This window comes from Carnobacterium sp. (assembly GCF_049673005.1).
Classification (GTDB): domain Bacteria; phylum Bacillota; class Bacilli; order Lactobacillales; family Carnobacteriaceae; genus Carnobacterium_A.
The window spans coordinates 1-13997 of the sequence record NZ_JBATXB010000061.1 but is presented as its reverse complement, the minus strand read 5'-3'; the positions used below and the strand labels follow the sequence as shown (position 1 = coordinate 13997).

General features: G+C 35.7%; 14 protein-coding genes. All 14 read right to left on the bottom strand.

Annotated elements, in window-relative coordinates; translation table 11 throughout:
• A partial coding sequence (gene fliY / locus WBF61_RS05065) for a flagellar motor switch phosphatase FliY (protein ID WP_424254495.1) occupies nucleotides 1-869 on the bottom strand: 869 nt, incomplete at its 3' end.
• Complete coding sequence (fliM, locus tag WBF61_RS05060; RefSeq protein ID WP_424254493.1) at nucleotides 869-1867, bottom strand: flagellar motor switch protein FliM; 999 nt, start codon at nucleotides 1865-1867, stop codon at nucleotides 869-871. The genes fliM and fliY, both read right to left, overlap by 1 nt.
• A gap of 2 nt (nucleotides 1868-1869) precedes the next feature.
• A complete protein-coding gene (locus tag WBF61_RS05055) occupies nucleotides 1870-2286 on the bottom strand; it encodes a chemotaxis protein CheW (protein ID WP_424254492.1) in 417 nt (138 codons plus the stop codon).
• A gap of 9 nt (nucleotides 2287-2295) precedes the next feature.
• Entirely contained in the window at nucleotides 2296-2658 is a 363-nt protein-coding gene (locus WBF61_RS05050) for a response regulator (RefSeq protein ID WP_424254491.1), read from the bottom strand.
• Nucleotide 2659: 1 nt separating this feature from the next.
• Nucleotides 2660-3268, bottom strand: a complete 609-nt coding sequence (locus WBF61_RS05045) for a chemotaxis protein CheC (RefSeq protein ID WP_424254490.1) — start codon at nucleotides 3266-3268, stop codon at nucleotides 2660-2662.
• Nucleotides 3258-5306 carry a chemotaxis protein CheW gene (locus tag WBF61_RS05040; protein ID WP_424254488.1) on the bottom strand — a complete coding sequence of 683 codons (2049 nt, stop codon included), beginning with the start codon at nucleotides 5304-5306 and terminating at the stop codon, nucleotides 3258-3260. Before WBF61_RS05040 ends, WBF61_RS05045 begins: the two co-directional genes overlap by 11 nt.
• A 126-nt stretch (nucleotides 5307-5432) precedes the next feature.
• Nucleotides 5433-6203, bottom strand: a complete 771-nt coding sequence (locus tag WBF61_RS05035) for a CheR family methyltransferase (protein ID WP_424254486.1) — start codon at nucleotides 6201-6203, stop codon at nucleotides 5433-5435.
• Complete coding sequence (locus tag WBF61_RS05030; RefSeq protein ID WP_424254484.1) at nucleotides 6200-7228, bottom strand: protein-glutamate methylesterase/protein-glutamine glutaminase; 1029 nt, start codon at nucleotides 7226-7228, stop codon at nucleotides 6200-6202. The genes WBF61_RS05035 and WBF61_RS05030 overlap by 4 nt, the downstream gene beginning before the upstream one ends.
• Before the next feature lie 25 nt (nucleotides 7229-7253).
• A complete protein-coding gene (locus WBF61_RS05025) occupies nucleotides 7254-7736 on the bottom strand; it encodes a chemotaxis protein CheD (RefSeq protein WP_424254482.1) in 483 nt (160 codons plus the stop codon).
• Nucleotides 7737-7783: 47 nt separating this feature from the next.
• Complete coding sequence (locus tag WBF61_RS05020) at nucleotides 7784-8233, bottom strand: chemotaxis protein CheW (protein WP_424254480.1); 450 nt, start codon at nucleotides 8231-8233, stop codon at nucleotides 7784-7786.
• 180 nt (nucleotides 8234-8413) lie between these two features.
• Entirely contained in the window at nucleotides 8414-10501 is a 2088-nt protein-coding gene (locus tag WBF61_RS05015; protein WP_424254478.1) for a methyl-accepting chemotaxis protein, read from the bottom strand.
• Nucleotides 10502-10789: 288 nt separating this feature from the next.
• Complete coding sequence (locus tag WBF61_RS05010; RefSeq protein ID WP_424254476.1) at nucleotides 10790-12388, bottom strand: ABC1 kinase family protein; 1599 nt, start codon at nucleotides 12386-12388, stop codon at nucleotides 10790-10792.
• Between the two features lie 31 nt (nucleotides 12389-12419).
• Nucleotides 12420-12722: a phasin family protein gene (locus WBF61_RS05005; RefSeq protein ID WP_424254474.1), complete on the bottom strand. Its 303-nt coding sequence runs from the start codon at nucleotides 12720-12722 to the stop codon at nucleotides 12420-12422.
• Between the two features lie 424 nt (nucleotides 12723-13146).
• A partial coding sequence (gene trpS, locus WBF61_RS05000; protein ID WP_424254473.1) for a tryptophan--tRNA ligase occupies nucleotides 13147-13997 on the bottom strand: 851 nt, incomplete at its 5' end.

The window sequence follows — 13997 nt, the reverse complement described above, 5'->3', positions numbered from 1 at the left end:
CCTAGCATGACGCTAAAGTGAAGTGGTACGTCCATAATTAAATCTAGATTATTCACGTTGTTTGATGTGTTGTTATCTGTTAATTCTTGGAAGCCAGGCGTTTGGATGGCTACTCTATCTGTTGTTTCAGTTTGTACTGGTTTGGTTTCTTGAACAGGTTTTTGCACTGGAGCTTGTGGTTTTTTGTAGTCTAAAACTTCAGCTTCGTTCCCATTCATCATGATATTAGAAATATCATTTACTGTATCCAGTGTAAAGATTTGCATAATCTCACTTTCAATCAGATCATCAACAGTCATTTTGAACGCAATCTTGCAAACAACTGCATCTGCAGCAATTTTATCGTATTGAACGTTTTCTATATTTTCCCACACTTCAACATCGGGAGGAAGAATATCAACTGTTTTTTCCAACATCGTTGCCATTGCTGTTGAAGATGAACCAATCATTTGGTTCATCGCTTCACCAACGGCACTTAATTCTAATTCAGTGAATTCTTTCCCGGTAGCATCACCATCGCCATCCATCATTAAATCTGCAATAATAATGGCGTCCGTTACATCCATCATCAATAGATTACTGCCTATTAGACCTTCTTTGTATTCAATTGTGGTAACCACTTTTGGCGCTTTGCTCTGTTTGATAATCTCTTCAAATTTCAAACAAGAGACACGTGGAGTTGTAATCGTTACACGGTGATTTAAAATAGCCGATAAAGTGGTTGCTGCTTGGGACATCGTAATATTTCCAACTTCACCAATAATATCTTCTTGGTCTTTATCTATTGCGTTCGGTATCGTTGTGGCTGTTTCAGTTGGTCCATTTAACATCGCGTCTATTTCTTCTTGAGATAGCATTTCGTTACTCATCAGTTCGTCTCTCCTTCGATATACTGTAATACTTCTACTGCCCTATTTTTACCTTTTAATCCCGGTTTAACGAGATAATGCGGACGTTGTTCTACTGACATAACCAGTGGATCAGACGTTTTTCCATCTAAAGGAATAATGTCACCCAACTCCAACTGCAAAAAGTTTTCTAAGGTCATGGTAGCTTCTCCTAAAAGTACTTCCAGATTTACTTTGGCAGAATTTAAACTGGTTTCTATTCTCTTGTTATCAGAGCGGTCTGCACCTCTTTCGGTATCAAACCAATTCTTTAAACTCAATTTATCTAAAATCGTTTCAAAAAATATGTAAGGAACGCAAATATTCGCAAACGTCCGTACATTAAACAAATCAACCGTAAATGTCACTAAGATGACCGGTTCATTAGGGGACATGTTTTGTAATAGCTGTGGATTGGTTTCTGTTGTCTCTAATTTAACTTCTAGATCAATAACATCTCGCCAAGCCAATTCAAAAGAGTGGACTAAATCGCCTAAAATATCTGTCAGTATCGCTTTTTCAATATCCGTGAAGTTGGTTTTGCTTATCTGGTCGTCACTAGATCTCACTTCAGAACTGCCACACAATAAATCAATCAACTGCAAACAAAGTTGCGGGCTTAATTCAATAATCTGTGTGCCTTCCAAAGGTTTCGAGTGAAACAGCCCCATTAACGTAAAACGCGGTACGGAGTGTACAAACTCATCAAAACTCACTTGTTCGATTGAAGCGAGTTGCAATTCAACATTGTTTCTAACTTGCGTTGACAATCGATTTCCAGCAATTTTAGAAAATTCTTCAAAGACCATGTTTAGTGTACTAATGTACTCTTTAGAAAGACGAGCCGGACGTTTAAAGTCGTAACTTTTCACTTTATTCTTCTCGTTTTCTTGTTCTTCAAGTTTATTTTCATCTATTTCGCCACTTTTGACAGCTTCCAATAAAGAATCAATTTCTTGTTGTGATAAAACTTGTTTCACTATTATCCCTCATTTTTATAAAATAGTGTCTCCATGTTAATAATATTTACCAGTTGATCTTTTACTTGGATTAATCCAGAGATGTGATCATCGGTTTTATTCTCTAACTGTTGGATAGCTGCTGGATCAATTTCAGTAACCCACTCAACATTATCCACCATGAATGCCAATTTTTCGTCTTTGTTTTTCACAATGACAATATTATTGTAACATAATTCTTCTGTTTCAACAGAGGGAGATAAAAGTTTATAGAAATTTATTAAGGTAATGACATTTCCTCTTAGGTTAATTAACCCTTGTACCCATTCTGGAGACTGAGGAATCGTTGTCCACGTCATTTTTTTCAATATTTCTTCCACATCTTCTGATAAAAATGCGTAGTACTTATTATTTAATGTGAAAACAATTATCTGTGTCATATGACTAACCTACAGTGCTGCTTTGTCTAACGCTTTGATCACACGGTCTGTGTCAAAAGGTTTGACAATAAAATCAACTGCTCCAGAACGGATGGCATCCATTACCATTCCTTGTTGTCCCATAGCGCTACACATCACAACTCTAGATGCTGGATCGAATGCTTTAATCGCTTTTAAGGCTTCAACGCCGTCCATCTCTGGCATTGTGATATCCATTGTAACTAAATCTGGTTTTTCTACTTTATATTTCTCAACAGCCTCTACGCCATTTTGTGCTTCTGCAACAACTTCATACCCATTCTTTTGTAAAATATCCTTTAGTTTCATTCTCATAAATGCTGCATCGTCTACTACCATTACTCTTTTTGTCATGTTAATCTTCTCCTCCGACTCCTAATAATTCAAACATTTTTTCTAGTATTCCTGGTTGAGGAACAAAATACAATGAAGACTCTAAGCGGTCTCCAGCGTAGTAAAACTCATTTTTGATAATCATAACGGACTCTTCATATTGCCCTTGTTCCATATAGACACTACTCATAATCGCCCCAAACATATCTTTTGTCAATAGCGGCACAGAAGTTATCAGGTGAATATCCAATAATTTAATAATCGCATTTAAAAATGAATTCACTAAAATATTGACTAATTCTTGTAACGCAGAATCGGCTAAGGATTCTGAATAATCGATTCCTTCAGGCATCATCATAGTCACAATACTTTCTGAACCTGCTTGATCGACTGTGAACAGAAACATTCCGTCTGCATCGCCGAGCATGCGCATCATCACCGCTTTTACCACAGCGTCTTCTGGCATAATTTGTTCATAAACTTCTGAATAGTCCAACATCTCTATAACCGGAACCGTCATGTTGACCGGTTTGTTGATTAATTGAGATAAACTCGTTGCGGCGTTTCCGCCACCAATGTTAATGACCTCTTTAAGCGCATCTAATTCTAACAAAGAGTAATCAGAGTTCATAATTGGTCTCCTGACTCGTTTCTTTACAGATGCTAGCAATATCTAAGATCATAATAATGCCACCATTTCCCATAATTGTTGCGCCTAGGTATTTCTTCATCATACTTAATTCTGTTCCTAGTTTCTTAATCGCAATTTCTTGTTGTCTAAGAATATCATCTACTGCTAAGGCATATTGTTTATCTCCTTGATTAACTAAAATCAAGTGCAGATTATCTTCTTCAATTGCTGGAATATCAAAGACCTCGTTCAAGCGGATCACTGGAAGAGCTACTTCTTCAAATAAGTAAACTTCACGGTTGTGTACTTGAATAATTTCTTCAATTTCAGGTTTGATTATTTTTTGAACAATACCAAGTGGCATAGCAAAGGTTTCTTCGCCAACTTTGATTAGCAGCGATTGAATGATAGACAAGGTCAATGGCAAGTTAACTTTAAATATAGTCCCCCTGTTAACGACACTATCAATTTCAATGGTTCCGCCCAACATGTTGATTTTTTGTTTGACAACATCCATTCCGACACCACGACCAGAAATGCTTGTCACTTCTTGTGCTGTAGAGAAACCAGCGTGTAAGATTAATTGTTGCAACTCTTTGTCGCTTAATCCTTCAGTTGGGATACCTTTTCTGTCAGCACTCTCTTTAATAGCGGCAGGATTAACGCCTTTACCATCATCAGAAACAGTCAAGACAACACGGTTTCCTTCTTGATATGCTGTGATTTTAATTTGGCCTTTTGCCGGTTTGCCCAACTCTAGACGTTTACTTGGCATTTCAATTCCATGATCGGCTGCGTTTCTAATCAAGTGAATCAAGGGTTCTCCTAGTTCAGATACCACTGTACGATCTAATTCAGTGTCTTCCCCTTCAATGATTAACTCAAATTCTTTATTTAAGTCATTCGCTAAATCACGAACCATTCTCGGGAAACGACTCATTACGGCGCTGACAGGCTGCATTCTGATTTTCAAAACTAATTCTTGTAGTTCTGAACTAATTCGAGCAACTTGTTCAAGCGGTTCATTTAATCCGGTAGATTGAAGTTGGGTACTAAAATCTTCTAATTGTGTGCGGTAGATAACCAATTCGGATACCAAGTTCATGAACGTATCGAGTTTATCTATATCCACACGCACCGATTGATTCATTGCTTGTTTTTGTGGTGCTTTTGACGAGCTTTTTTTAGTCTCACTCGTATCGACTTTGACTAATTCTTTCTCAACAACCGCTATTTCTTTAGGGTTCACTACTGCTGGTAAAGTGGTATTCATCAATTCTTGAGCATCCGTAATGGTTTCAATCAAAACCGCTTCGATTTCGCTATTATCTAGAGCTAAATTTTTAACGGTTTCTTCATCTGATTTACTTAAAAAGACCAGTTTAAATACATCTCCGAATTCTTCATTTTCAAGCACTTCGGTAGCCGGTTCAACATAAAGCACATCTCCTGCTTGTTCTAGTTTACTCATCACTAAGAAAACACGGGCATTCTTCATGCTGCTGTCTTCGTCAACTTTAACGGCTAATCTGAACGCATTAAAGCCACTTTCTTTGGCGTTTTCGATTACTTGAACATCGGAATCGTCTAGTTTATGTAGATCTAGATTAAACTCTTCATCTGCTTCTTCTGTTGCTTCAACGATGGCTTCACTTTCTCCATTAACAACCGCATTTAGTTGGTCAATCAAGGTTGAGATATCCCGTTCGATATTGTTTTCTTCACGTAAGTCTTCAACCAATTCTGACAAGGTATCTAAGCAATCAAAAATTAATGCAATTGATTTTTCATCGGCTTGAATGGCATCTGTCTTTAATAAATCAAACACATTCTCCATATTATGGGTTAACTTAGCCATTGTATCAAATCCCATAGTAGCTGCCATCCCTTTAATCGTATGAGCTGATCTAAACATCACATCAACGATTTCAGATTGTTCTGGGTGTTTTTCCAATTCAAGTACTTGCTCATTCAAACTTTGTAAGTGTTCATCTGCTTCCTCAAAAAATAATTCGAGGTATTTACTATTTTCATCCATAGTGTTCCTCCTGTTTCATCTGCTGGTCTCGAAAAATTGTGAAACCAACCCTTTCATTCGTTTCATATAACCTAAATAACAGGCTCTGTTTCTTTCTAAAAATCTTTTGTTGAATCTTCGTTTAGTTTACAGTTTTTCATACATGAATGCAGATATTTTTTTCAATCCGTATATCTCTGGATTGTAAATCGCTTCGGTTGCTCCGGTGAAGAAAATACCACCCTTAACAAGGGAATCACTAAATCGTTGGTACAACTCATCTTTAACTTCATTTTTAAAGTAAATCGTGACATTTCGACAAACAATAATATGAAAGTTTTTCCCGAATTTATCGGCAATTAAATCGTGTCTTTTAAATTGAACTTTGTTTTTAATAAGCGGTTTTAGATAAAACGTTCCTTCTTTGTCTTCAAAGTAAGCAGCTCGTTCTGTTGCCGGAACATTTTTCATTTCATGGTTTTTGTAAACCCCATCTTTTGCTCTTTTTAGAATCGTTTCATCAATATCTGTTGCCAATATTTTTTCTGCCATTCTCAATTGATGTTTGTCGAAAATCATCGCCATAGAATAAGCTTCTGCTCCAGTAGAACACGCTGCACTCCATACTTTCATTGAGGGGAATGTTGTGGATAGTATTTTTAATTGTGATTCGAACTCTTCAAAAATATCTTGGTTGCGAAAAAAATCAGTCACATTAATTGTGATGTAATCTAAAAATTGTTGTTTGACCGTTTCATCTTGGGCTATTTTTTTTGAATACTCTTCAAGTGTTAGAGCACCTGCGTTTTTCATGACACTGGCAATTCTTCGTTGCAATTGTTTTTCTTTGTAACCATCTAGATTAAGATTTAAGTGTTTGTTCGTCCAATCATAAAAAAACTCATAGTTTAGGTTCATTGTCTCATCCTTATCATCCAATTTATCCTATCCGATAGTTCTGTCAAACTAGCCACTTCATCTACTACACCTTTTTTAACAGCATTTCCTGGCATACCATAGACAACTGCGGTTTCTTGATCTTGCGCTAATGTAAATCCACCATGCTTTTTAATCTCGCCCATCCCTACACTGCCATCATGGCCCATGCCCGTTAAGATCACGCCGACTAATGATGAACCATAGAGACTTGCAGCGGATTGAAACAAGTAATCTACTGCTGGCCTTACTCCTAATATTTTAGCGGTACTATCTAACGCAATTTTATTTTGTTTGATTGTCATATGAAAATCTCCAGGAGCTAGATAAACGGTTCCTTTTTCAATAACCATTCCTTCTTTTGCTTCAACAACTTTAACTGCAGATTTCATATTCAATCGTTCTGCAAAAGATAATGTAAAGCCTTTAGGCATGTGTTGAACAATAAAGACCGGAATGTCTAAGTCTTCTGGCAAGTGTTGAATCACATGCAATAACGCTTTTGGGCCCCCAGTAGACGCTCCTATTGCGATAGCTTTTACTTTTTTGGGTACTTTTTTTTGCCATTCCTTCTTTACACTGCTTTTATCTATTTCTTTTTTTTGACCTATTTCTTTAGCTTTTTCGAATAAAGGCAAGATTTTTAGTTCAATCTCTTTTTTAAATTCTTCTGATTGATTTTTCAAATCCACAGGTTTTTCAATAAAATCCATTGCACCTAATTCTAATGCTTCAATTGTTACAGCTTCTCCACTATGGGAGCTCATCATCACAACAGGAATAGTAAACGTTTGTTTAATAATCTCAAGTGTTTCCAGTCCATTTAAACCTGGCATTTCGATATCTAACGTCACAATATCTGGTTTTAATAAAGGAATAGATTTTAGCGCATCATGGCCATTTCTTGCCGTTCCAATAACGCTTAAACCGTCTACTTCTGATATTGTTTCGGTTATTATTTTTCTCATGAATGCAGAATCATCCACGACCAACACTTTTATTCCCATTTTTTCTACTCGCTCCTATTCACGTTTACAATACAATAATTTCTCGACTAACCATGCGAACTTTAACTGTAAACGTACTTAAATCTACAATCATTGTTCTCCCCATATTTCCTCCTGTATGGGTTCCTAACAAAGGAATATTCAAGAGTTTTAGACTCCGTTCAACTGCGGCAACGTTTCTTTCACCAATGCTTCCTATATATGAATCATTGGCCGTTTGAAACATGCTCGCACCACCTGCAATTTTAGCAATTAGGTTTTGATTTTTCGTTTCTTTCCTTATTTCTGAAACCATTTGAGGAATAGCTAAATCAGCAAACTTCTCTATTTTAGTTGCATTTTTAAATGAACTGCTATCCGGTAGCATTATGTGACTGAGTCCACCAATTTTTGTTTTAGGATCATAAATAGCAATTCCTACACAGGAACCTAATCCAATTGTCATCAATGTTTGGGGCATCCTCGCTACTTTATAGTCTGAAATACCTACTTTAATTTCGTCCATCATGCCTTCTTCCCCATTCTGTTTATCTAACACCTTATTCTTAATCGTTTTTATTTATTGATTAATTCAATGAGCTCTTTTTCATTTTCTGATGAAAACAAGACGTCTACATCCAACACTAAGACAATGCCTTCTTCTGTTTTAAATAAAGCTCGAACATATTTTGCAGCGTGTTGCATTTCTTCTTCTGTCTCATCTTTAGAAATTTCTTCAAAGTTGCTAACAGATAGAACATCTTCAACAACTAAACCGATTTTTAATTCTTTCCACTCTGCCACAATGATTTTTGTACTATCTGTTACAACCGTTTTTTGTTTAAACAATCTTTCGCACAGATCAACGATTGGCAATAATTGATCACTGTAAGGGATGGCTCCTAATAAATAAGAAGACGTATCCGGAATTCTAGTTGGATCTTGCATCATAATAATTTTTTCAATCTCTGTAATGGGTATGGCAAAGTTTTGACCGCCACTAGTAAACACTATAAACTTTTCCATGTCGTTCCTCCTAAAATCTATTTCACACATTTCTTTTATTGAACAATAGAAAACCAGCAGCACTCTTTTGTATAAAAAGAAACGACCGTTTCTTTTTATACAGCCGAATAGCCGCTGATTCAAGGTTCTATTGATGGACGATTAAGTAAAACGCACTAGTTTATTTTTTAAAAAAAGTGATTAGTCTAATCTAAATTGACTTGTTTCATCTATTAACCGTTTTGCAATGTTATCTAAATCATGAATATTGGCACTAAATTCTTCCATTGTCGCTAATATTTCTTCGGCATTAGCAGAGACTTCTTGTGTGCCTGCAGAGTTTTCTTCAGCTGATGCAGCAATATTTTCTACTGAAGCAACGGCTTCATCTTTTTGTCTTCCAATTTGGCTGCTTAATCCGACTATATTAATAATATTTTCTACTAAGATCTCCATTTGATCGGTAACCGTATTCGAAGAGTCAATGGCTTCATCAATTGTTTTCGTTTGTTTCTCGCTTTCTTCAAACGATTGACTCATCTTAACAATCATTGTCTGCGAGCTCTTTTGAACCGTTTTAATAATATCGGTGATGCTACGAGTTGATTGAGCACTTTGTTCTGCTAATTTTCTAACCTCATCTGCAACAACTGCAAATCCTCTTCCAGATTCTCCCGCTCTTGCAGCTTCTATGGAGGCATTTAAAGCTAATAAGTTCGTTTGAGCTGAAATACCACTAATGGCTTTACTAATCGTTTCAATATTTTGTATGTCGGCATCCACCGCGTTAATACTTTCGGTCAATTGGACCATCATTTGAATGTTTGCTTGCCAATTTTCATAAACATCAAACATTTTTGCACTACTGTTTCCATTGGCTATAGTAGTATCATCGGCACTTTGTCCAATAACTTGCACGTTTTCTTCAACTTTAGCAAGAAGAGTTGAGAGTTCTTCCATTTTAGTTGCTGCTTCCTCTGTATCTTGTGTCTGTACACTTGTTGCTTCAGCGATCCCACTTATCGTCTCAGATACCTCTTCTGTCGCGGTTGTGGTTTGTTTTGAGATTTCTGTTAGTGCCAGAGTCATATCTACAATCGTTTGACTATTTCCTTGAATATCTCCAACAATTGCCTTATAATTTTTCACCATTCGATTAAACGAATAAGCGATTTGATTTAATTCATCACCGTTTGCTGTAATTTCTTTACTCTTAGTACGTTTAGTTTTTTGTAACCATTTCACTCTAGGTTTAATGGAAATATCCGAAGGTGTCATCTCAACGGTTAGATCTCCTTGTTCAACTTTAGTGAATGCAGAAATAATTTCTTTTGTTATTCTTTTAATAATTAGCGTAAAGGCAAGGGCTGATAATAAAGCCACGATTATTGCTACTACAAAAACAACCAGTGCATCAATCAAACTTGCTTGATTTTCTTCAGCCATCTCATCCGAATGAACGGCTCCGTAAACAATAATGCCTAATCGGTTAACTTTTCTATAGTATGCTTGGACCTCTTCATTAAATGATTCATCTAAGATAAAACCAAATTGATCATCAACTTCTTTAAAAATAGGAGTATTCGACACATCTTTGCCTATTTTGTCTTTATCTTTAGAAATTAAGTAGGTTCCTTTATCTGAGAGAACAAAAACTTCTCCAGTCGAACCAATCTGAGATGAAGTAATCATGTTTCCTAGTTTAGCAAAACTCAAATCCAATCCAACTACACCAACAACTTCACCTTCTTTTACGATTGCTTTAGAAACCGTCAATCCTAATTCACCGGTTACAAAGTCCGAATAAGGTTCTGTCCAATAGACCGCTCCTTGTCTCTCTACAGCTCGTTGATACCAAACTCTTGATGCACTATCAAAATCAGGAATCGGTTCTTCCCTAATTAATCCACCTTCTACAGGAGCATAGTAAGCATCTGATATGTATAGCCCACTTGATTTTACAAATATTAAATCTTCTAAAATAGCTTCTTCCATTTCAGGACCATTTTCCATGTCTCTAAAACTAGCTTTTTGAGTTAATACCTCTAATGTATCTTCTAATTCTTGTCCTGCCCAATCTAATTGAGTCGCTACTTGAACTGTGGTGCTTTTTTCACTTGCTTCAATTCTTTTTGCAATAGACGTTCTGGTATTCATATTTGTTGACACTAACACTACTATTACAGGTATAATAAACAACGAAAACAATGTTGCTCCAACTTTTAAGCCTATACTTTTTTTTCTGACCTTCATTTGTTTGATCTTCGATTTTCTATTTTTACGAACCACTAAAAAGCCTCCTCTTATGTAATTAAAATTGACTAGTTCTTATGTATAGTGCATTTCATTTACTTGATTTGTTCGTGGAATAACCGCTTATTTCATGTCAAATTACTAGCCATTCTTCATATCGGTTTATTCCTTTTATTTTTAAGCGCTTTTCTATTCTTTTTCTAAAAAAATGAATCTGTTTGTTCCATTAGTCAGAATAGGCTTTCATTCCTATCAAAATAAGGAATAGGTTAACAAAAAAACAGTAAAAACAACGAGGAAAAATTCCTCATTATTTTTACTGCTTCACAATGTACCTGAACGAATAATAGAGATCAATAACCATATGCCCATTAATCCTGCCCCAAGAAAAATCACTACGCCAATCGTACTAACACCAGAATTGGTAGCCATCGCGACAATAATGGCTGACGAAAGAATCAATGCTGCAATAATCAATGCAAAGACTAATCGATTCACCATTTTATTGAGGCCTTTCCACTTATTATCGCCATCGACTAAATCAATATGAAACTTCGCTCTCCCACTATTAGCGTTATTTAACAACTGCCTTAGTTGAGTTGGAAGACCAATTAAATCATTCGCCAATTGGTAACTCGAAATAAGCAACTTATCTTTAGAAAACGGTTCATAAAGAGACACTTCATCGCTAGTTTGGATGTACATATTGGCTACTTTAAGGACATTTATGCTCGGATCCAATTCGGATAAAATACCTTCTAGCATGCCCATCGACTTGACTAGCATATTAAAGTCATTGGGTATCACGACCTTGTGCTTTTGAGTTACATCTAAAATATCAGAAAATAGTGTACTCATGTTAATTTGTTGGTAACTCGCTGTTAAGTAAGTATCAAAAAAATAATTTAAATCTTCATAAAACTCATATTGATTGACTCGTTCTTTTGTTACTCCCATTTTAAGGAGAATATTCATCACTAAATCAATATCATGAAAGACGATGGCTTTTAATAATTTGATTAAACTTTTTTTATTTTCACTAGCTAATTCGCCCATGATCCCAAAGTCGATAAAGACAATTTTTTTGTTTCGGATTAAGATATTTCCCGGATGAGGATCCCCATGAAAGTATCCATCCTTAAAGACTTGCGAAAAAAACGAAACAATCAGTTTTTCCGCAATGTCTTCTTTGATGTACCCTTCTTTCTCAAGTTCAGATAGATCAAGGATTTTTATTCCTTCAATGTATTCTTCTACTAATACTCTTTTTGAAACATAGGCACTTTCTAGATTCGGAACACCTACCGATTCAATCTCTTTATTCAATACGTTGAACTTGAGTAGTGCAGTCGCTTCATTTCTAAAATCTAGTTCAATTCTTGTGGCTTTTTCAATTTCTTTCAGAGCTAAATCTGGATCAGAAACCAAATCTTTTATGGTCCCTGGCGCCATGGATAATATCCGAGAAAATAAATGAATGTCTCTTAATAAATTTTCTTCGATATCTGGACGTTGGACTTTTACAATCACTTCGTTGCCATTCTTCATCTTAGCCCGGTGAACTTGTGCGATAGATGCGCTCGCTAACGGTTTTTCTTCTATCTCGTCAAAAATAGTTTCAATTGATTCACCAAATTCTTCTTTAAAAATACGTTGAATATCGGTAAATGGAAAAGGCGGAACCTTATCTTGTAATTTAGATAGTTCGTCAATGTAGTCTTGCGACAATAAATCTGGCCGAGTAGAAATAATTTGCCCTATTTTCACAAAACTAGAGCCTAAGTCTTCAAATGCTTTACGCAAATTAACGGCATCTTGTTTCTGATCTTTATTTTTTAATTTAGTGCGGTAAATGTGTCCAAACCCATATGAAGCAAGAACCGTTGCTATTTCTCTTAAGCGTTCACCACCTGACTTTTCCATCTCTTAACCTCCACCGATAGTTAACAGTCTCCTATTCTCTAGATAACTCTTCTACTCTTCTTGATAGTTCCTCTACTTTTTTTTCTAATTCGTCAATATCTTTTCTATGCGTTGCTGTCATTTCTATTAAATGAGCTTCTACGTCTTGTTGATTAACTGAATCACTCTGTGCACCATTTTTTCGTTGCAGCAATTCCTCTTTTAAACGCTTGCCTTCATCTACTGATAATTTCCCTTTCTTTTCTAAACTCTCTACAACTTCTTGAGCTTTCTCATACGTAAGAGCCGCTCCCCCGATTCCTGCGAATACCAATTTCTTTAGTTCTTCCATCATCTTCTTTTCCTTCCTCTCTTTTTTTAAAGTGGCATTTAGTTGCTCATAGTATAACATGAAAGCGAATTCTTATGAAGAAAGAGCCCTTTAACCAACTTCTTATTTGTGTTTTCTAAACGTTAGATGATTTTATTAAAACTCAATAAATGTGGTGTGAACTTTTTTAGATAAGGTAACATTTAGCAGATAATTTTAAAATCAAGAAAAAGATAGTAGCGTTTAGTATAATGACTCTATGATTCAATATTCCCATCTATTTTTTATGACGAACTAATGCACGACTATAATTCCGTTTATTTAAAACGGATAGAAGATTTAGGGATTCAATAGCAACAGTACGTTCTACATTGTGAAAAGAGTCAAAAAAAGCTTTCTCAACAGGTAAACTGTGTTGAGAAAGCTCTATTATCTAGTTAATAAAAATTTACCCGAAATAATTAATTCCCATTGCGGCTTTAACTTCAGATAAGGTTTGTGCAGCTACTTTTTCAGCTGCTAAGCTACCATTTTTCAGCATACGGTAAACTTCATCTTTATCTTTCGCAAAAAATTCTCTTTTTTCTCTAATAGGTTGTAAGAAATCTTGTAAAATTTCATTTAGGTACAATTTGATTTTGACATCACCTAATCCACCATGTTGGTACTCTTCTTTTAAGGATTGAATTTTTTCTTTATCTGTTCCAAAAACATCCAGATAAGTGAACACAACGTTGCCTTCTACTTTACCAGGGTCATTCACATGAATATGATTTGGATCAGTATACATGCTCATAACTTTCTTTTTAATATCATCAGATGAATCGGATAAGTAAATCCCATTGTTTAAAGACTTACTCATTTTTCCTTTGGCATCAATACCGACGAGTCTTTCTTGTCCTTTTTCAGGAAGAATTCCTTCTGGCATAACCAATGTATCTGTATTGTAGATTCGGTTGAAATCTTTTACAATTTCTCTCGTTTGTTCAATCATCGGCTTTTGGTCTTCACCGACAGGCACGTGTGTTCCTTTAAATGCTGTAATATCTGCAGCTTGACTGACTGGATACATGAAAAAGCCCGCTGGAATACTTTCCCCAAAATTCTTTTCATTGATTTCTGATTTAACCGTTGGATTGCGTTTTAAACGAGAAACCGTCACTAAATTTAAATAATACATCGTTAATTCCGCTAATTGAGGAATCTGAGATTGCACAAAAATAGTTGATTTAGCTGGATCTAATCCGACAGCTAAGTAGTCTAAAGAAACTTCAAGTAAGCTATCTTGTATTTTTTTTG

Excerpts from the sequence above, each read along its gene's own strand:
- WBF61_RS05020 (WP_424254480.1), bottom strand. The coding sequence starts at position 8,233 with ATGGAAAAGTTTATAGTGTTTACTAGTGGCGGTCAAAACTTTGCCATA.
- WBF61_RS05035 (WP_424254486.1), bottom strand. The coding sequence starts at position 6,203 with ATGAACCTAAACTATGAGTTTTTTTATGATTGGACGAACAAACACTTA.
- WBF61_RS05050 (WP_424254491.1), bottom strand. The coding sequence starts at position 2,658 with ATGACAAAAAGAGTAATGGTAGTAGACGATGCAGCATTTATGAGAATG.
- WBF61_RS05040 (WP_424254488.1), bottom strand. The coding sequence starts at position 5,306 with ATGGATGAAAATAGTAAATACCTCGAATTATTTTTTGAGGAAGCAGAT.
- WBF61_RS05005 (WP_424254474.1), bottom strand. The coding sequence starts at position 12,722 with ATGATGGAAGAACTAAAGAAATTGGTATTCGCAGGAATCGGGGGAGCG.
- WBF61_RS05025 (WP_424254482.1), bottom strand. The coding sequence starts at position 7,736 with ATGATGGACGAAATTAAAGTAGGTATTTCAGACTATAAAGTAGCGAGG.
- WBF61_RS05055 (WP_424254492.1), bottom strand. The coding sequence starts at position 2,286 with ATGACACAGATAATTGTTTTCACATTAAATAATAAGTACTACGCATTT.
- WBF61_RS05010 (WP_424254476.1), bottom strand. The coding sequence starts at position 12,388 with ATGGAAAAGTCAGGTGGTGAACGCTTAAGAGAAATAGCAACGGTTCTT.
- WBF61_RS05045 (WP_424254490.1), bottom strand. The coding sequence starts at position 3,268 with ATGAACTCTGATTACTCTTTGTTAGAATTAGATGCGCTTAAAGAGGTC.
- WBF61_RS05030 (WP_424254484.1), bottom strand. The coding sequence starts at position 7,228 with ATGGGAATAAAAGTGTTGGTCGTGGATGATTCTGCATTCATGAGAAAA.